Source organism: Rothia sp. HMSC069C04, from assembly GCF_001812895.1.
GTDB lineage: Bacteria > Actinomycetota > Actinomycetes > Actinomycetales > Micrococcaceae > Rothia.
On the sequence record NZ_KV810709.1, the window covers coordinates 1 to 18,768 of the forward strand.

The following is an 18,768-nucleotide window of genomic DNA, read 5'->3' on the forward strand; positions in this document are numbered from 1 at the left end:
TGATGTTTCACGTGAAACATCACCGAGAGTTTTTTATATATACAACTGATTTCAGTTGCTAAATATTGTTTTACGCGAAAATTTAGCCCAAGAAATCAGAGTCCAAAACGCGGATAATGCGGTTCAGATCCTCAACATTCGCAAATTCGATGGTCATCTTACCCTTGCGAGCACCCAGCGAAATCTTCACCGAAGTATCGAGCTTGTCAGCAAAAGCCTCCGCAATATAATCCAGGCGCTCACGGTGCTTCTGAGGCTGAGGAGCCTTGCGCTCCTTCACCTCCGCAGCGCCGGATGCATGGTTCACCAGCTCCTCAGTTGCGCGAACCGACAGTCCCTCATTCACAATCTTCTGTGCAAGAGTCTCAATCTGAGCCTGGTCCGTCAGAGCCAGCAGGGCGCGCGCGTGACCCGCGGAGAGAATACCCGCCGCAACGCGACGCTGCACCAGAGCCGGCAGCTTCAGCAGACGAATCGTATTCGAAATCTGGGGGCGAGAACGACCAATACGCTTAGCCAACTGCTCCTGAGTAGTGTCGAACTCCTCCATGAGCTGCTGGTATGCCGCCGCCTCTTCAATGGGGTTCAGCTGGCTGCGGTGCAGGTTCTCCAGCAGGGCGTCACGGAGCAGGTCGCCGTCTTCAGTCTCACGAACAATCGCCGGGATGGTGGTCAGTCCAGCCGCCTGGGTTGCACGCCAGCGGCGCTCACCCATGACCAGCTCATACTTTTCGGTGCCGTTTTCGCGCGAGGGACGCACGACGATCGGTTGCAGAACGCCAATCTCACGTACCGAGTGGATGAGCTCTTCCATGTCCTGCTCATCAAAGTCGGTGCGGGGCTGCTTGCGGTTCGGGTGGATATCGCGAACGTTCAGCTCAGCAAACTGTGCACCGGGAACCGGAACCAGGCCGCTCTGTTCCTCAGAAGCGGACTGCGGGGTGGAGACATCTTCACCAAAGAAGAAGTCCACCGGGCGGCGAGTCAGGGTGGTGTTGCGCAGTGCCGCACCCATATCCACGCGAGGCTTCTTCTTCGATGTTTCACGTGAAACATCCTGCGAGGAGGCGGGAGATTCGACCTTCTCCTCTACCTTCTGAGCTTCAACAGGCTTTTCCTGAGCGGGTGCAGCTTCAGCAGGCTTAGCTTCTACAGACTCAGCTTTAGTGCTCTTACGCTGCTTCTCCGGCTTGGCCTCGTGAGCCATTTCAAAGAGACCGTCAGTCATCGACTCTTCAATCGGAGTAGACACCTTCTTGGGTGCAGTCTTTGCTGCCGCAGTCTTTTCGGACGCCTTCGCCTCAGCATTACCAGAATTCTTCGTACTCTGAGGGATCAGCGCCCCCAGGCCACGACCCAAGCCGCGTCGCTTTTCAGCCATCGTTACTCCTTAGGACTCCCGGACGAGCCCGCTCATTTTTTCTTCTTCATCTAGTGTAAACGAAATAAGCACTCGAAAGCAGGAGTAAAAAATGCACGGCACATAATCAACATTATTCCCAATAATTAATTTACTATGGCTGTTTTCTCGGGTTTCATCCAGAAAATACCGCACACAATGAGCCCTTTTGAATCATCAACAGACAATCCAAAAGGGCTCATTTCAAAAGATTTAGATTATGCGGATCGGCGCGAGAGCTCCTGTGCCGCCTCGCGGTAAGCGCGAGCGCCAGTCGACGAAGAATCGTAGGTGATGACGGTCTGCTGATAGCTGGGAGCCTCAGAGATGCGAACCGAGCGAGGAATCTTCACGCTCAGAGTCTCCTCCGGGAAGTGCTCGCGCACCTCCTCTGCCACCTGGAATGCCAGGTTGGTACGAGCATCGTACATGGTCAGCAGGATCGTGCTGATGCGCAGCTTGGAGTTCAGGTGCTTCTGAATCATCTGAATATTCTTCAGCAGCTGGCTCAGGCCTTCCAGAGCGTAGTACTCGCACTGGATCGGAATCAGAATCTCTTCTGCCGCAACGAAGGCATTGACGGTCAGTAGGCCGAGGCTCGGCGGGCAGTCGATGAAGACATAGTCCAGCCGCTCCATTCCCTGCTTCTCTCGCCACTCAGTGTAGTCCATCAGGGCATTCTTGAGGCGAGTCTCGCGTGCCACCAGGGAGACCAGTTCAATCTCCGCGCCCGCAAGGTCGATATTGGCGGGGGCACAGAACAGACCGGGCATATCGGGGCATTCCTGAACAATTTCAGAAAGCGGCTTATCCTCAATCAGGACGTTGTAGACACTGGGAACATCCACGCCGTGCTCAATGCCCAGTGCAGTCGAGGCGTTACCCTGCGGGTCATTATCGATCACCAGGACGTTCAGTCCAGCCTCCGCGAGCGCGGCTGCGAGGTTCACGGCGGTGCTGGTTTTACCCACGCCACCCTTCTGGTTCGACACGGTGAAGACACGCGTATGCACAGGCTTGGGGAGCAAATCTGCAACAGATTTCTGAGCTTGAGGAGTCATCGGGTGCCTTCCATATTCCGGGTGGTGTGTCTACGGTGATGCTTCTTTTGATGCCTCGCGTGTGGCAATACTCTGCGGCATGTGTACGCGAGGAGGATTTACCCTCCACTCCCCCACCGTTCGCTCATCTCAGCATGTTTCACGTGAAACATACTCCGTGAGGTGATGAAGCCTGCAGTGTTTCACGTGAAACATTGGTGGTGCCTGAGTGGTTCGTGAAGGACTCGGGACCCCCTAGTGAACCAGCAGGCTTTGATGTAGAAGAGTCTAAGGTTTCACCCTCTCTTAAGGGTACCCGGCATCAGGTCAATACTCCACGCGAGAGGTCATTCTATGTACTCTGCGGATGCGAACACTCAACGCACCCCGGCAAACCTGCACACAAAAAATGGGCGGTACCGCGTAAGCCAGCCTATTCACTAGCTCATTGCGGTACCGCCCATTCAGGACGAAACCTTTAGAGGCGAACTCGAACCACCGTCGTCGGCTCTTCCAGCAGATCGCCGCCGGCGGTGAGAATCTCGGTCTCACGCGCACCGTAACGGTTCAGCTTCTTCTTCGCTTTAGTAATCTCCTCCGCGGCGCTACGACCCTTCAGAGCCAGCAGCTCACCGGTGCCGCGCAGAATCGGCAGAGTAATGTCCAGCAGGCCCACCAGAGCGGACACAGCACGCGCAGTCACCACATCGGCCTCCACAGCGCCCACAGCCTGCTCAGCACGCGAGCGCAGCACGGTCACGTTCTCCAGGCCCAGATCCTCGACAACCTCATTCAGCCAGATGACACGGCGTTCCAGAGGCTCAATCAGAGTCAGCTTCAAATCCGGGCGGGCAATCGCCAGGCACAGGCCGGGCAGACCGGCACCCGAACCGACATCGGCAACCGACGCATTCGGCGCGATGTATTCCTGCACCACGGCGCAGTTCAGCACGTGGCGAGCCCACAGGCGCGGCACCTCACGCGGGCCAATCAGACCGCGCTCAATACCGGTCGTCGCCAGGTGCTGCACGTAGCGCTCCGCTAAAGGCAGACGCTCACCGAACACAGCCTCCGCTGCGGCGCGCTCACTCTCGTTGAGAGTAACCATCAAAGTCTCCATACTAGGCTCCTACCTCGGGAAGAGAAATCACCACGTGACGGCGGGGGCCCTCGCCCTCAGACTCGCTGTACAAGCCAGCAGCAGCCACCACATCGTGCACGACCTTACGCTCGTACGGGCTCAGCGGCTTCATGTGCTCATCGCGACCGGTAGTGCGCACCTTCTCAATCGCATCAGCGGCAATCTTCTCCAGCTGCTCACGACGCTCAGCACGGTAGCCGGCAACATCCAGAATCAGGCGGGAACGGGTACCATTACCAGCCAGGACGGAGAGGCGCACCAGCTCCTGCAGAGCCTCCAGAACCTCACCGTGGCGGCCAACCAGGTGGCGCAGTTCCTCATTGTCGTCATCGTCATTAACGACCGACAGGTAGATGCGGTTATTGCGCACCTCAATATCAATGTCGCCGTCCATATCGACAATATCGAGGAGTTCTTCGAGGTAGTCAGCGGCGATATCGCCTTCCTCGTCGATGTCCTCAAAATCGTCTTCTTCGCCCTCAAAGGGCTCCTCTACCAGCTGCTCCTCAACGAGCTGCTCGTCCTCATATTCCATAGCTTCAGTCACAATAATCCTCGGGGTGTTCGGAGGGGTGTCCTAGGGGTAAAAAGTATCTCATACACGGCGCCGGGCCCGCGCCACACGTGGCGAGAACCCGGCCCGAATCACGGAAGAAAACTACTTCTTTCCGTTCTGCTTATTGCGCTGCTGCTTCTGGCGCTTCTTACTCACCGGCTGCTGGCGCTGACCGGCTGCGGCACGCTCACGCGCCTCCTGCAGGTCCTTCTCGTGCTGCTCGCGGGTCTTACCCACCGGGGGCAGGCCCTTCGCCGCACGGCGGGCGTTCAGCTCACGCTCGGCCTGGGAACCGGGGGTCGGGTTGTTGCGGATAACCCACCACTGCTGACCCAGCGACCAGAGGTTCGAGACGGTCCAGTAGTACAGCACACCAAGGGGGAAGTTGATACCGGAAACAGCGAAGATGATCGGGAAGATGTACATAATCATCTGCTGCTGACGGAACATCGGGGAGTTCAGAGCAGCCTCCGACATGTTCTTCACGCTCAGCTGCTTCTGGATGTAGAACTGGGTGGCGCTCATCAGAACAATCATGATGACCGCCTGAACAACGGTCGCGGTGGCGTCGCCAGCCCCCGGGTGCATCATGGTCGCGAAGAGCTGAGCACCGAAAATCTGGGAGTCGTTGAACTGATGCACTAGCTCAGCCGGCAGCATGAGCACGCCCTGGTTATTCTGCGCTGCGGTGGGCACGCTCATCAGCACCTGGTACAGACCGAAGAAGATCGGCATCTGAGCCAGAATCGGCAGGCAGGAGGCGAAGGGGTTCGTACCGTGCTTACGGTACATTTCCATCTGTTCCTGGGCCATGGCCTGGCGGGAGAGCTGGTCCTTCTTACCCTTGTACTTCTCCTGCAGCTTCGCCATATCGCCCTGCATTGCGGTCATACCGCGCATCGCCTTAATCTGCTTGACGAACAGCGGGATGGTCAGGGTACGCATCACCAGGGTCAGGAAGATAATGCACAGAACCCAAGTCAGGCCGGACGCCGGGTCCATACCCAGCGAAGTGAAAAGAGTGTGGAACAGCCACAGGACCACGGAGACGATCCATTTAAACGGCCAAAGAATCAAATCAAAAATATTCACGCGGGAATACTCCTTAAGGACTCGGCTAAGTCATTGTGTGGGAGGCGCCGCCTACTCAGGGCGGGCGTCACCACCGGTGTGAGGGGTGTAAAGATGGGGGTGGTTGAGCAGAATAATTTTCGGTTCTGCTCCGGGAGCGAAAGTACGCTTCCCCTCCGGGACTGGGTCGATACCTCCGGTCGCCCAGGGAACACACCGCAGAATACGGCGCACCGTCAGGGAAAGCCCGCCCATCGCACCGTGGGTGGTTAGCGCCTCCAGAGCGTAGGCTGAGCAGGTCGGGTAGTAGCGGCACACATCCCCGTAGAGGGGGGAGACGACCTTGCGGTAGGCCTTCATGCACACGATCAGCAGGTTCTGCGGTAAAACGTAGAGAGCCTGCAGGAAAGTTTCAGGCCTTACGAATTCGTTAGGTGCTAGTGCCAGCAGCTCGTCGGGGCCCAGAGTCTCGGCAGATGCGCTATAGGTGCCGCTGTGATGCGCGTGGAAGCGTTCTTCACAGCGGTCACGCTGGGAACGACTCACGGCTTCTCCTTGCTCTGAGGCAGGTCGAACTTAGCGAACGCGGTCTCGAGTGCCGATTCGTAGTCGCGGCGCAACTGATCCCAGCTGGCGCTCGCGGAGGCGGGAAGCGCTCGCACAGCAATGGCGTAGCCTTCCGGATGCGCGGCGCAGGTGAGCGCGGCAAGTTCACGCAACCGGCGCTTGACCAGATTGCGTGTGACTGCGTTGCCCACCGCCTTCGACACAATGAAACCTACCTGGGTTGTTTTTCCAGGATTTTTCGCCGTAGATACAACGATGTTCCGACGTCCTGTACGGATGCCGGAACGGAAGGCGTGGGAGAATTCAGCGCTGGTGCGCATACGGTGCCGTTGAGGCAGCACGTGTTCCCCTTTACGTAGTGTGGGAGATTCGGCTCATGTGGCGAACTATATGCCGTGATTAGGCCGAGAGCTTTGCGCGGCCCTTACCGCGGCGGCTCGACAGAATCGCGCGGCCTGCACGGGTACGCATACGCAGACGGAAGCCGTGCTTCTTAGCGCGACGGCGGTTGTTCGGCTGGAAAGTACGCTTGCTCATACTTTGTCTCCTTGATTTTTGCGGTTCGTGCCCTCGCGGGTATCGGAACCGTACGCTTCTTGGTGCACGGAGGTACCGCGACTATTCGCAGTAGGCGGTGCACACACAACAGCACAACTTTAGAAGAGTGGAGGGCGTAAATCAAGTTCTTGACGCTTTTTTCCGCGTGATTCCGGGCTCGTTTGTGGTGTGGAGGCGGTGATTGCGGCGGGTATACAGGCTGTGGAGACACTACGTGCTCTTGGAGTGTAAGCCTGGGGATATTTACAGCAGTACGGTATCCACTACGGTGCATATCCCACCCAAACCCCCTACTATCGGTGAGTTATCCACATCCTTGAGCTTTTGGAGTTTTCCGCTAAATATCAGGGAAGAAGGCCTGTTATACACTTAAATCCACCGCTTATCCACCCCTGTAATTACAAGTTTTCCACCGTGTGGAAAACTCTTGTGGATAACTTTCTCCCCCTGTGTATTAAGCGGGTAGAATCTTAATGACCTCGCGGTGGTTTCCGGCATGATTTCTTTACTGCACCACCGCTTCACATCGAGTGAAAGTAAAGAATTCCATGACCGACTCCCTTCAGGCGCGCTGGGCGCATCTGCTCTCCATTCTTGCCGCCGATCCGGCGGTAACGGCACGTCAGCGCGGTTTCGTGAATCTTGCGCAGCCTCAGGGATTGATGGGTTCTTCTCGCCTCATCATTGAGGTGCCGAATAAGCTCACCCGTGCGGTCTTTGAGGAGCAGATTAGCGCTTCGTTCCGTGCGGCTCTGCACGAGGCATTTGGCCCGTCGACCACCGCGCTTTTCGATGTGAATGAGTCGATGATTCCGGTTGAACCTGCAAATCAGGACGTTTTCCATGGTAAGCGTGAGGTGCCTGCTGAGCAGTCGCACGCACCTGCTGTCGTTCCGGCGGCTTCTGCACATCCTGAGGCGCCCGCCGGTTCGCGCGCTTTTGAGTACTACACCGAGCCGCATCCGGGCCCTGACCATTACGAAGTGCCCGCCGATGAGCAGGTCACCCGCCCCTCCCTGCAGGCTTTGGAGGCGGAGCGTACCGGATTCCCCTCCGCACAGCAGCCGGCGGCTTCTGTCGCGGGTGCGCCTCGCGAGTACCCGGCACCCACTTTCGTTCCGGACGCCCCGGCGGTACCGGAGGCCCAGCAGGTGCATCCGCATGAAGACCCGGAAAACGCGCCGACTTGGGATAGCTCTGCCCGACTGAACCCGAACTACACCTTCGACACCTTCGTGATTGGTCAGTCCAACCGCTTTGCACACGCGAGCGCTTTCGCGGTGGCGGAGCAGCCCGGCATTGTCTACAACCCGCTGTTCATCTACGGCGGTTCGGGTCTGGGTAAGACCCACCTGCTGCACGCGATTGGCCACTACACCAAGTATCTGTACCCGAATTTGCGGGTGCGCTACGTGAATTCTGAGGAGTTCACGAATGACTTCATTAACTCGATCCGTGATGATGAGGGTTCGTCGTTCAAGCAGATTTACCGCAATGTTGACGTTCTTCTGATTGACGATATCCAGTTTTTGGCGGGTAAAGAGGCGACGATGGAGGAGTTCTTCCATACGTTTAACGCCCTGTACAACCACCAGAAGCAGATCGTGATTACCTCTGATTTGCCGCCGAAGCAGCTGACCGGTTTCGCTGAGCGTATGCGTTCGCGTTTCGGTTCGGGCCTGAACGTGGATGTGCAGCCTCCGGAGCTGGAGACTCGTATCGCGATTCTGCGGAAGAAGGCTCAGAACGAGATTTTGCCGGTGCGCGATGACGTCATGGAGTACATTGCTTCCCATGTCACGGCCAATATTCGCGAGTTGGAGGGCGCTCTGATTCGTGCGAGCGCTGCCGCCTCGATGAAGAAGCCGCCGGAGCCTATTACCCTGGCTGAGGCGGAGACCTATCTGAAGGATTTGCTCTCTGATACCGGTGGTGCGGAGATTACGTCGGCGCTGGTTTTGGCGACGGTGGCGAAGTATTTTGATGTGTCCATTGAGGATATGCAGTCGAAGTCTCGCACCCGTACGCTCACGAATGCGCGTCAGGTGGCGATGTATCTTCTGCGTGAGCTGACCGAGATGTCCCTGCCGCGTATTGGTAACGACTTGGGCGGCCGCGACCATACGACGGTGATGCACGCGGTGCGTAAGGTGAGCGCGCAGATGGCGGAGCGTCAGACGATTTTCAATCAGGTTACTGAGCTGACGAATTTGATCCGCCAGGAGCAGCGCGCCGCTGGCTAGATGCGCTTTTATTCCTGTCCCGTAGCTTATTTTATGCCTCGACTAGGTGTTTTATAGGCTTTGGGGCGGGGGCTTCACGCTGGATCCAAGATTTTAGCGACTCTGAAAGCTAGATTTTTGGGGTGTGGATAAGCTGTGCTTTAACTCATGCGTTCGTGTGGACGTTAAGTGCATGAATATTCAAAAGGTGTGGAATCGAGGAAATGTATAAATATCCATACACAATGCATCCTCAGCGTTGAGTGGTTTCTTCCACTTAATGTCCACAGGCTACTTCCGCGTCATTGCAGGCGAGGAAGGGGTTTTCCACCGTTTCCACAAGCGTTAACAATACTACTGTACTTAAAGAAAAAATCCTCCCCATAACAAGTAGTTCTGCTCGACCAACCGGGCTGTTTCAGGTTTTTCTGTGCACCCCTACTGAAAACGTAGATTTTCGCGGATTTGGATCGATAGCTGCACTCTATCTCTGGGGTTGGATTTGAAGGTTGGGTTTGAAGAAGAAACCAACACCGAACCATCACCTAATTCGAACCTGTTTTCGACTAGGTTTGATACGCCTTCCGACTATCTTTGTAATTACAAAAATACAGCGGCTCTGCATGCCTCATCTCACCCGATTTTTCGCTGCAGGATCGACTTTCGAGTCTCTGTGTAATTACAAAATCCGGTAGGATGGATAGACGCGCGCGCGGAAGATTCACTGCGCATCAGAGCACGCGATATTTCCGGCTCTTTCGCCCATAAGCTTTACGTGCGCCCCAAAATGACTCTCCAATTCCGTGAAAGGCGCCTTCTCGATGAAATTCACCGTTGAACGCGATGTCCTTGCCGAAGCAGTCGGCTGGACGGCACGCTCACTTCCGCTGCGTCCCACCTCCCCCGTACTCAACGGTCTGCTGATTACCGCCTCCGCAGGTGAGGTCAGCATCGCAAGCTTCGATCACGAGACCAGCGCCCGTCAGGTCATTGCAGCCGATGTTGAAGCAGAAGGCGTTTGCCTGGTTCCCGGCAAGATCCTGGCAGAAATTTGCCGCTCCCTGCCGAATGCGCCCGTCGAGTTCACAGCAGATGAGTCCGTGATTCGTCTTCACTGCCGTTCCGCTAACTTCCAGCTGGCTGGCATGCCGGTCGTGGACTACCCCGAGCTTCCCGAGCTTCCCGAAATTTCCGGTACCGTGGACGGCGCCGAATTCGCTGAAGCCGTCAAGCAGGTTCAGATTGCGGTGTCCAAGGATGAGACCCTGCCGCTGCTGACCGGTATCCGCGTTGAAATCAATGGCGACACCATGACCCTGCTCGCCACCGACCGCTACCGCCTGGCAATGCGCGAGATTAAATGGAACCCGCGTAACCCCGATGTTCAGGCGGCTGTGCTGCTGAAGGCTAAGACCGTCTCCGAGGTCGGTAGCACCCTCTCCGGTTCCGGCGAACTGTCTATCGCCCTGCCCGCCGCCGGCGAGCTAATCGGCTTCGCAGCGGGTACCCGCCGCACCACCAGCGTCCTGATGGACGGCGACTACCCCAACATCCGTGCCCTGTTCCCCGAGCAGACCCCGATTCACGCGGTGGTTCGCACCTCCGACCTGGCCGAGGCTGCTCGCCGTATCTCCCTAGTGGCGGAGCGTAACACTCCCCTGCGTCTGAAGTTCACTCAGGGTTCGGTTGCTATTGATGCCGGCCGCGGTGATGAGGCTCAGGCTTCCGAGACTCTGCAGGCGCACCTGTCCGGTGATGACATCACCGTTGCGTACAACCCCGCCTACCTCTCGGATGGTTTGAAGGTTTTCGGTACTGAGTTCGTTCGTTTCTCCTTTACCGATGCGCCGAAGCCCGCCGTGATTTCCGGTCAGGACGAGCCTCTGGCTGAGGATGACCGCAACTACCGTTACCTGCTGATGCCGGTTCGCCTGCCGTCGAACTAGTTTCAGTGTTTGCCGCCCCGCGCGCCTCCCAAGGTTCTGCCCAAGGAAGCCCGCGGGGCTGTGCTTTCTGCCCTCCCGTACCCATCCCCAACCGAACTGCACGAAAGGAGCTTCCGGTGTATATCGACCATATTTCGTTGTTGGATTACCGCACGTACGCTCTGCTGAGCCTGCCTCTTTCGGCGGGAGTTACGGTGTTTCTGGGGTCGAATGGTGTGGGTAAAACCAATATTGTTGAGGCGATTGACTATGCGGCGTCGCTCTCTTCGCACCGAGTGAGCCATGACGGGCCGCTGGTTCGGGCGGGTGCTTCACGCGCCTATATTCGCACCCGTACGGTGCGCGGTTCGCAGCAGACGGTGACCGAGTTTGAGATTGCTCCGGGGCAGAGTAACCGGGTGCGCATTAATCGTGCCGCGCCAGTGCGCGCCAAGGAGGCGCTGGGCATTGCCCGCACGGTGCTGTTTTCCCCGGAGGATCTGCAACTGGTGAAGGGGGATCCCGCCGGTCGTCGTCGTTTTGTGGATGATTTGGCCAGCTCTTTGCGTCCGGTGGTCTCCGGGTACCGTAGCGAGTATGAGCGGATTTTGCGGCAACGTAATTCGTTGTTGAAATCCATGCAGCGTAAGGCGCGGGACGAGAACGCTTTGAGTACCCTGTCGGTCTGGGATGAGCAACTGTCGACCCTGGGCGCTCAGCTGCTTTCTGCGCGTTTCCGTCTGTTGCAGCGCTTTTTGCCGCAGCTTCGCCGCGCCTACGCGGGGCTGACGGACGGCTCTAAAGAGGTCGGTTTCAACTATGAGTCGACTGTTTTTTCGAGCATGGGTGAACGCTCTATCGAGCATGCGGCGCTGATGCGCATTGAGGACCTCAAGGAGGCTTTGATGCGCGGTTTTGCGGAGCGTCGGCGCGATGAGATTGAGCGCGGCGTGACCCTGGTGGGTCCGCATCGTGAGGATATTACCCTGCTGCTCGGTGGTATGCCGGTGAAGCATTTTGCCTCGCACGGCGAGAGCTGGTCTTTTGCGCTGGCGCTGAAACTGGCGTCCTGGTTTGTGCATGTTGAGGATGATTCCTCGGCGGGTTCTTCGCCGATTCTGATTCTTGATGATGTGTTTGCGGAGCTTGATTCTGCGCGCCGCCACCGCCTGGGTGCGATGGTTGCCGACGCGGAGCAGGTACTGATTACCTGTGCGGTGCTCAGCGATATTCCGGAGGAGCTGGGCGACTACCGCCTGGTGTCGGTGACGGCGGGGCACGCCGAGTATGTGCAGCCTGCCGCTGGTCCTGCCACCGACTCTGTCACTGACTCTGTGGGGCAGTCGAACTCGACCGTTTCTGCGCTCGCGGAGGGTGGCGGCAATGAGTAACCCTGTCTACCCTCAAAACCATGTTTCACGTGAAACATTCGAAGAATTCGCGGAACCGCAGTTTGCGGAGCCTCAAAACCCGCACGAGGTTGACGGCGTGGGTGAGTTCTACCGTGACGAGGTGGACGCCCCCTCCGCCCTGCTAACCCGTATGCGAGTGGCGGCTCAAGAACGCGGCGAGGCGCCCCTGAATGCCTTCTCAGCGAATAAAATCATGCGCGATTTTGGTGCGGTCATGTCTGGAACCGCCTCGAAGAAGAAATCGCGGCGAGCGCAGGGGTGGGACCCCCGCGTCATGGGCGGCTATAGCGGCCCCGGAGAGAGCTCTCGCGACCCCAAGCCCCTCGGCGGCATCGTCAGTGCCCTGATTCGTTCTCGCGGCTGGAAAGAGCCCGTGGCGGTCTCTAGCGTGCTGGCTCGCTGGACTGAGCTCGTGGGCCCTGAAATTGCGGCGCACACCCGCCCCATCAGCTTCGAAAACTCCATTGTTGAAGTCCAGTGCGACTCTACCGCCTGGACGACTCAGTTGCGCCTGATGCACGGGCACCTCATCGAACTTTTCCGCCGCGAACTGGGTGATGGTGTCGTGGCTCAGGTTCGCGTGCTGGGTCCGAACAACGGACGCTGGAATCAGCGAGGCTATCGGCGTGCCACCGGCATGCGCGGTGTGCGCGACACCTATGGGTAGCCTTCTGAGTGCCTCTGGTGCTCGTTCACCTTCTGATTGAACGGTGTTAGGTCAAAATAAGCCTTTTTCTGCACGGTATGAAAGCTATAGAAGCGCCGGCAACCCCCACGAGGCTGTGAACTGTACCCCCTACCTCAAGAGGGGGTTGAAGCACTCTAAACCGCCTTTGCGGGCTTTTGAGCGGGTGATAGCTCTCAAAAAGCTCAATAAATGACGCCCGTAGATGGTTTTATGCTCTCTTGCTCGGTAAAATAAAAGAGAAAATGCGTAAAGTGTGCCCACCTACGGGCACCACCGGCAACGCGGGTTGTGCAGGCACTTTCTTGTGCCCTCTGTGAGGCGTTCTAGGCTCCGCTCTTGGCTGCCCGTAGCTTTCCTTTGCCGGTTGCATCATCTACTCAAGGAGTTCTGCCTCGTGGCATCTGAACAGAATGCATCTGAACAGCAGCATGAATACGGTGCATCCGATATTACCGTGCTGGAAGGTCTGGAAGCGGTTCGTAAGCGCCCCGGCATGTACATTGGCTCGACCACTGAGCGCGGTCTGCACCACCTGGTCTACGAGGTCGTAGATAACTCGGTCGACGAAGCGCTCGCCGGCTACGCCTCCAAAATTGACGTGACCATCCAGGCTGATGGTGCTGTTCGCGTAGAGGATGACGGTCGCGGTATTCCCGTGGATGAGCACCCCACCGAGCACAAGTCCACTGTTGAGGTCGTCATGACCGTGCTGCACGCTGGCGGTAAGTTTGGCGGCGGCGGCTACTCCGTTTCCGGTGGTCTGCACGGCGTGGGTATCTCCGTGGTGAACGCGCTGTCTACCCGTGTGATTACTGAGGTGCACCGCCAGGGCTACGCATGGCATATTTCCTTCTCCAACGGTGGTGTGCCGGATGGTCCCCTGCGCAAGGGTGAACCGTCCGATAAGACCGGTACTATCCAGACTTTCTACCCGGACCCAGAGATTTTCGAGACCGTCGAGTTTGACTTTGAGACTCTGCGTGCGCGTTTCCAGCAGATGGCGTTCCTGAACAAGGGCCTGACCATCACCCTGACCGATGAGCGTGAGAAGTTCGTCGGTGACGAGGTTGCTGAAGAGAGCGAGAAGAAGGAAAACATCCTCAACCGCGTGCGCGCGAACGCTGATGGTTTCATGACCGTCACCTACCGTTACGACAACGGTCTGTTCGACTACGTACACTTCCTCAACGCAGGCGCGAAGACCATCGTGAACGAAGAGATTGTCTCCTTCGAAGCCGAAGACACTGAGCGCAATATGAGCCTGGAAGTGGCGATGCAGTGGACCGGCGCCTACAAGGAGTCCGTCTACTCGTACGCGAACACGATTAACACCCACGAGGGCGGTACTCACGAAGAGGGCTTCCGCGCCGCACTGACCTCGCTGGTGAACCGTTACGCGCGTGAGAACAAGCTGCTGCGCGATAAGGACGATAACCTCACCGGTGAAGACGTGCGTGAGGGCCTGACCGCGGTGATTTCGATTAAGATTTCCGAGCCGCAGTTCGAGGGTCAGACCAAGACCAAGCTGGGTAACTCGGAGGCTAAGTCCTTCACCCAGCGTGAGGTGAACGATCACCTCGGCGACTGGTTCGGTCGTAACCCCGCGGTGGCGAAGGACATCGTGCGCCGCGCAATCACCGCCGCTCAGGCACGTATTGCAGCCCGTAAGGCACGCGAGACGACCCGCCGTAAGGGCCTGCTGGAGACTAGCTCCATGCCCGGTAAGCTTAAGGACTGCTCCTCGAAGGACCCGTCGATCTCTGAGATTTACCTGGTGGAGGGTGACTCTGCGGGTGGTTCGGCTGTTCAGGGTCGCGACCCGAACACTCAGGCTATTCTGCCGCTGCGCGGTAAGATCCTGAACGTTGAGCGCGCTCGCCTGGACCGTGCCCTGTCCAACGCTGAAATTCAGGCGATGATTACCGCTTTCGGTACCGGCATTGGTGACGACTTCGATATTGAGAAGGCACGCTACCACAAGATCGTTCTGATGGCGGATGCGGACGTCGATGGCCAGCATATTACGACTCTGCTACTGACTCTGCTCTTCCGCTTTATGCGTCCGCTGATTGAGGCGGGTTATGTGTACCTGGCTCAGCCGCCGTTGTACCGCATCAAGTGGTCGAACGCTCCGCACGATTATGTGTACTCGGACGCTGAGCGTGATGAGGCTCTGGCTCGTGGTGCTACGAAGAACCTGCGCCTGCCCAAGGATAACGGTATTCAGCGTTACAAGGGGCTGGGCGAGATGGACTACACCGAGCTGTGGGACACCACCATGGATCCGGCTCGCCGCACCCTGCTACAGGTGAAGATGGAAGACGCAGCGGCGGCTGACCAGATCTTCTCTGTTCTGATGGGCGAGGATGTTGAAGCTCGCCGTGAGTTTATCCAGCAGAACGCAAAGGACATTCGATTCCTCGATATCTAGCCCGAAACGGCATATGCCCCGTATGGAATATGCCAAATGAGCTATATAGCCGAGCGAGTCATTGAGGAATGAGAAAGTAATGAGCGAAGAACAGCAGAATAAATCCACTGAGGTTGATGTAGTTAGCAACGGTGGCGCTGAAAATGTAGACCACCACGGTCACATTGAACAGGTGGACCTGCAGACCGAAATGCAGCGTTCCTACCTGGACTACGCAATGGCGGTTATTATTGGCCGCGCCCTGCCGGATGTGCGTGACGGCCTCAAGCCCGTGCACCGTCGCGTCATCTACGCAATGTACGACGGCGGCTACCGCCCGGACCGATCCTTCAATAAGTGTGCCCGCGTGGTTGGCGACGTAATGGGTCAGTTCCACCCCCACGGCGATAGCGCTATCTACGACACTCTGGTGCGTCTGATTCAGAGCTGGATTATGCGTTACCCGCTGGCTCTGGGTCAGGGTAACTTCGGCTCCCCCGGTAACGACGGTGCCGCAGCGCCTCGATACACCGAGACCAAGATGGCTCCCATCGCCCTTGAGATGGTGCGTGACATCAACGAAGACACCGTTGATTTCCAGCCCAACTACGACGGCAAGTCCCTGGAGCCTACCGTTCTGCCCGCGCGCATCCCGAACCTGCTGGTCAACGGTTCTTCGGGTATTGCTGTGGGTATGGCGACCAATATTCCGCCGCATAACCTGCGTGAGGTTGCCGAGGGTGTGGAGTGGTTCCTGAAGAACCCGCACGCCACCAATGATGAGCTGCTGAACGCTCTGATGGCGCGCATTAAGGGCCCCGATTTCCCGACCGGTGCACAGATTCTGGGCACCAAGGGTATTGAAGATGCGTACCGCACTGGCCGCGGCTCCATCACCATGCGCGCGGTGGTCAACGTGGAGGAAATCCACGGTCGCACCTGCCTGGTGGTTACCGAGCTGCCGTACCAGGCGAACCCGGATAACCTGGCGATTAAGATCGCTGAGCTCATCAAGGACGGTAAGGTCACCGGCATCGCGGATCTGCGCGATGAGACTTCGGGTCGTACCGGTCAGCGCCTGGTGATTGTGCTCAAGCGTGATGCTTCCCCGAAGGTTGTGCTGAACAACATGTACAAGCACACCCAGCTGCAGGAGAACTTCTCCGCGAATATGCTCGCCATTGTTGATGGCGTGCCGCGTACCCTGTCCCTGGACGCGTTTGTGCGTCACTGGGTGGATCACCAGATGGACGTTATCGTTCGTCGTACCCGTTACCGTCTGCGTCAGGCGGAGGAAGAAGCGCACATCCTGCGTGGCCTGCTGAAGGCTCTGGATGCTCTGGATGAGGTCATTGCCCTGATTCGCCGCTCCCCCACCGCTGATGAGGCGCGTAGCGGCCTGATGGAGTTCTTGCAGATTGATGAGGCTCAGGCTCAGGCAATTCTGAACATGCAGCTGCGTCGTTTGGCTGCTTTGGAGCGTCAGAAGATTCAGGATCGTCACGATGAGCTGATGCGCATGATCGCTGAGTACAACGCGATTATTGCTTCGGAGACTCGCCAGCGTGAGATTATCTCTGAGGAGCTGGGCGAGATTGTGAACCGCTACGGCGATGAGCGTCGCACTCAGATCATGTACGGCTACAACGGCGACATGTCCATGGAAGACCTCATCCCTGAGGAAGAGGTCGTGGTTACGATTACTCGCGGCGGCTACATTAAGCGCACCCGCAGTGATCAGTACCGTAGCCAGCACCGTGGCGGTAAGGGCATTAAGGGTGCCTCGCTGCGCGGTGATGACGTGGTGGAGCACTTCTTTGTGACCACTACGCACAGCTGGATTCTGTTCTTCACGAACCTGGGTCGCGTGTACCGTGCGAAGGGTTACGAGCTGCAGGAAGCCGGTCGTGACGCGAAGGGTCAGCACATTGCGAACCTGCTGGAGTTCCAGGGCGGTGAGCATATTGCTCAGGTGATGGAGCTGAAGAGCTACGAAGATGCTGAGTACCTGGTGCTTGCTACTCGCGGCGGCATGGTGAAGAAGAGCCGCCTGAGCGATTACGATACGAACCGTACTGCCGGCCTGATTGCGATTAACCTGCGTGAGGGCGATGAGGTTGTTTCGGCGTTCACCGTTTCGGATAAGGACGATATTCTGCTGGTGTCGCGTAACGGTATGTCGTTGCGCTTCCACGCTGATGATGCGTCGCTGCGCCCGATGGGTCGTTCGACTTCCGGTGTGACCGGTATGAAGTTCCGTGAGGGCGATGAGCTGATTTCTGCGAATGTGGTCACTGAGGGCTCCTTCGTCTTCGTGGTCACTGAGGGTGGTTACGCGAAGCGTACGAGCGTGGATGAGTACCGTGTGCAGGGCCGTAACGGCTTCGGCATTAAGGTTGCTAAGCTAGTTGAGGATCGTGGTGCCCTGGTGGGTGGCCTCATTGTGGATGAAGAGGACGAGGTGCTGGTGGTTATGGCCAGCGGCAAGGTCGTTCGTTCGAATGTGAATGAGGTTCCTGCGAAGGGACGCGATACTATGGGTGTTATCTTTGCAAAGCCCGGTAAGGGCGATTCTATTATTGGTGTTGCACGCAACCAGGATCGTCAGCTGGATGATAGCGACGATGAAACCACTGAGAACACCGAGGCTTCGGAGTCTTCTGAGGCGCCCGGTACGGACAACGAGGGTGAAGCGGCAGCTGCCGATCTCACCGCTACTGGAGGTAACTAATGAGCAGCACTCCCGCGAGCTCCTCTCCTGCGTCGGCACAGCGTTCGGCGTCGGCTGGTGCATCTAAGTCTTCGGGTGCGGCTAAGGCTGGCGCGCGTCGCCCGGCTCAGGCGCGTTCGGGCCAGGCCCGTCCTGGCGGTACCGCTAAGCGTCCTGCCGGTAAGCGCCCTGTGAACGCTAAGCGTCCGACCGGTTCGCGCCGTCAGCTGGTGCGTCCGGCACCGCGTTCGAAGATTCGTCGCGCGCGTCTGGTGGTTCAGAAGGTTGATACGTGGTCGGTTGCTAAGCTGATCTTCCTGCTGTCTATTGCCCTGGGTATCGTGACCGTCGTGGCGTCGGTGATTCTCTGGCTGTTCCTGCAGGCTTCTGGCGCGTTTACCGGTGTGAACCAGCTGATTAGCTCGCTGGGTACCGGTTCGACCACTGTGGATATTTCGCAGATGATTTCGCTGGGTCAGGTTGCTTTGGTGACTACTATTTTTGCTGTGGTCAACACTGTGGTCTTTACTCTGCTGGGTATGATTGGCGCGATTCTGTACAACCTGGCTGCGAAGCTGGTTGGTGGCGTGACCTTGACTCTGAGTGATGAGTCCTAGTTTGTAGCTTTTTGAGCTTTGTGTGCGGGCGGCGCCCCTCTGGATGGAGGTGGTGCCGCCCGTTCTGCATGCCGCCTGTTTTGCGTGCATGGGAACCCACGGTATTAAAATGTGATGCAGAACATGCTTTTTCAATTTGGTGTTACCTGCAAACACCTGTATAGTTATATCTCGTTCTACGGAAGAAATTCCGCAGAAGGAGGGCGTATAGCTCAGACGGTTAGAGCGCTTCGCTGATAACGAAGAGGTCCCAAGTTCGATTCTTGGTACGCCCACTCCACACTATGAAAGGCAATAATGAAGAAATTATTGATTCTTGCTGTTCTTTCGTGTGTCACTGTGATGGTTCTGAAAAAGTACCAGAGCAATGAAGTCGTAAAGGCTTGGAAAAATAACTAAACAGTGGTTTCCGCTGAGACGGGGGCGTGGCGCAATTGGTAGCGCATCTGCTT

At 57.4% G+C, this 18,768-nt stretch carries 15 protein-coding genes and 1 tRNA gene; 8 read left to right on the plus strand and 8 right to left on the minus strand.

The genetic code is table 11. From position 1 onward, the window contains the following. Positions 1-82: 82 nt before the first annotated feature. The 8 genes from HMPREF2879_RS00670 to rpmH form a co-directional block, all read right to left on the minus strand. The gene (locus tag HMPREF2879_RS00670; RefSeq protein WP_070634581.1) at positions 83-1,381 is read right to left on the minus strand and encodes a ParB/RepB/Spo0J family partition protein; all 1,299 of its coding nucleotides are present in this window, start codon (positions 1,379-1,381) and stop codon (positions 83-85) included. A 236-nt stretch (positions 1,382-1,617) separates the two neighbouring features. Continuing rightward, the gene (locus HMPREF2879_RS00675; RefSeq protein WP_049349949.1) at positions 1,618-2,460 is read right to left on the minus strand and encodes a ParA family protein; all 843 of its coding nucleotides are present in this window, start codon (positions 2,458-2,460) and stop codon (positions 1,618-1,620) included. Between the two features lie 457 nt (positions 2,461-2,917). Beyond that, the gene (gene rsmG, locus HMPREF2879_RS00680; protein ID WP_080976690.1) at positions 2,918-3,559 is read right to left on the minus strand and encodes a 16S rRNA (guanine(527)-N(7))-methyltransferase RsmG; all 642 of its coding nucleotides are present in this window, start codon (positions 3,557-3,559) and stop codon (positions 2,918-2,920) included. 1 nt (position 3,560) lies between these two features. Beyond that, positions 3,561-4,127 carry a Jag family protein gene (locus tag HMPREF2879_RS00685; RefSeq protein ID WP_049362093.1) on the minus strand — a complete coding sequence of 189 codons (567 nt, stop codon included), beginning with the start codon at positions 4,125-4,127 and terminating at the stop codon, positions 3,561-3,563. Positions 4,128-4,238: 111 nt separating this feature from the next. Next, a complete protein-coding gene (gene yidC / locus HMPREF2879_RS00690) occupies positions 4,239-5,228 on the minus strand; it encodes a membrane protein insertase YidC (RefSeq protein WP_012904383.1) in 990 nt (329 codons plus the stop codon). Positions 5,229-5,279: 51 nt separating this feature from the next. After that, the gene (yidD, locus tag HMPREF2879_RS00695; protein ID WP_070593514.1) at positions 5,280-5,753 is read right to left on the minus strand and encodes a membrane protein insertion efficiency factor YidD; all 474 of its coding nucleotides are present in this window, start codon (positions 5,751-5,753) and stop codon (positions 5,280-5,282) included. Next, the gene (rnpA, locus tag HMPREF2879_RS00700) at positions 5,750-6,115 is read right to left on the minus strand and encodes a ribonuclease P protein component (protein ID WP_049357545.1); all 366 of its coding nucleotides are present in this window, start codon (positions 6,113-6,115) and stop codon (positions 5,750-5,752) included. The genes yidD and rnpA overlap by 4 nt, the downstream gene beginning before the upstream one ends. 58 nt (positions 6,116-6,173) lie before the next feature. Beyond that, positions 6,174-6,311, minus strand: coding sequence for a 50S ribosomal protein L34 (gene rpmH, locus HMPREF2879_RS00705; RefSeq protein WP_005504094.1), 138 nt, complete (start codon positions 6,309-6,311; stop codon positions 6,174-6,176). Positions 6,312-6,880: 569 nt separating this feature from the next. Between rpmH and dnaA the strand changes: the two genes are divergently transcribed. The 8 genes from dnaA to HMPREF2879_RS00745 all read left to right on the plus strand — a co-directional run bounded on the left by dnaA (position 6,881) and on the right by HMPREF2879_RS00745 (position 18,591). Then, entirely contained in the window at positions 6,881-8,575 is a 1,695-nt protein-coding gene (dnaA, locus tag HMPREF2879_RS00710) for a chromosomal replication initiator protein DnaA (protein WP_070634582.1), read from the plus strand. An 800-nt stretch (positions 8,576-9,375) separates the two neighbouring features. Then, a complete protein-coding gene (gene dnaN / locus HMPREF2879_RS00715) occupies positions 9,376-10,500 on the plus strand; it encodes a DNA polymerase III subunit beta (protein WP_070542277.1) in 1,125 nt (374 codons plus the stop codon). A gap of 116 nt (positions 10,501-10,616) precedes the next feature. After that, positions 10,617-11,870, plus strand: coding sequence for a DNA replication/repair protein RecF (gene recF / locus HMPREF2879_RS00720; RefSeq protein ID WP_070634583.1), 1,254 nt, complete (start codon positions 10,617-10,619; stop codon positions 11,868-11,870). Continuing rightward, positions 11,863-12,558 (plus strand): DciA family protein, encoded by a 696-nt coding sequence (locus HMPREF2879_RS00725; protein ID WP_070634584.1) that lies wholly within the window; start codon positions 11,863-11,865, stop codon positions 12,556-12,558. The genes recF and HMPREF2879_RS00725 overlap by 8 nt, the downstream gene beginning before the upstream one ends. A gap of 415 nt (positions 12,559-12,973) precedes the next feature. After that, the gene (gyrB, locus tag HMPREF2879_RS00730) at positions 12,974-15,010 is read left to right on the plus strand and encodes a DNA topoisomerase (ATP-hydrolyzing) subunit B (protein ID WP_070634585.1); all 2,037 of its coding nucleotides are present in this window, start codon (positions 12,974-12,976) and stop codon (positions 15,008-15,010) included. A 79-nt stretch (positions 15,011-15,089) separates the two neighbouring features. Then, positions 15,090-17,720, plus strand: a complete 2,631-nt coding sequence (gene gyrA, locus HMPREF2879_RS00735; protein WP_070634586.1) for a DNA gyrase subunit A — start codon at positions 15,090-15,092, stop codon at positions 17,718-17,720. Continuing rightward, positions 17,720-18,316, plus strand: a complete 597-nt coding sequence (locus tag HMPREF2879_RS00740; RefSeq protein ID WP_005508012.1) for a DUF3566 domain-containing protein — start codon at positions 17,720-17,722, stop codon at positions 18,314-18,316. Before gyrA ends, HMPREF2879_RS00740 begins: the two co-directional genes overlap by 1 nt. 201 nt (positions 18,317-18,517) lie before the next feature. Then, positions 18,518-18,591: transfer RNA gene (locus HMPREF2879_RS00745), tRNA-Ile, on the plus strand. Positions 18,592-18,768: the final 177 nt, after the last annotated feature.

Bases quoted from the DNA above. Each gene is read 5' to 3' on its own strand.
- HMPREF2879_RS00670 (WP_070634581.1), bottom strand. From the start codon at position 1,381: ATGGCTGAAAAGCGACGCGGCTTGGGTCGTGGCCTGGGGGCGCTGATC.
- HMPREF2879_RS00675 (WP_049349949.1), bottom strand. From the start codon at position 2,460: ATGACTCCTCAAGCTCAGAAATCTGTTGCAGATTTGCTCCCCAAGCCT.
- rsmG (WP_080976690.1), bottom strand. From the start codon at position 3,559: ATGGAGACTTTGATGGTTACTCTCAACGAGAGTGAGCGCGCCGCAGCG.
- rpmH (WP_005504094.1), bottom strand. From the start codon at position 6,311: ATGAGCAAGCGTACTTTCCAGCCGAACAACCGCCGTCGCGCTAAGAAG.
- dnaA (WP_070634582.1), top strand. From the start codon at position 6,881: ATGACCGACTCCCTTCAGGCGCGCTGGGCGCATCTGCTCTCCATTCTT.
- dnaN (WP_070542277.1), top strand. From the start codon at position 9,376: ATGAAATTCACCGTTGAACGCGATGTCCTTGCCGAAGCAGTCGGCTGG.
- HMPREF2879_RS00725 (WP_070634584.1), top strand. From the start codon at position 11,863: ATGAGTAACCCTGTCTACCCTCAAAACCATGTTTCACGTGAAACATTC.
- gyrA (WP_070634586.1), top strand. From the start codon at position 15,090: ATGAGCGAAGAACAGCAGAATAAATCCACTGAGGTTGATGTAGTTAGC.
- HMPREF2879_RS00740 (WP_005508012.1), top strand. From the start codon at position 17,720: ATGAGCAGCACTCCCGCGAGCTCCTCTCCTGCGTCGGCACAGCGTTCG.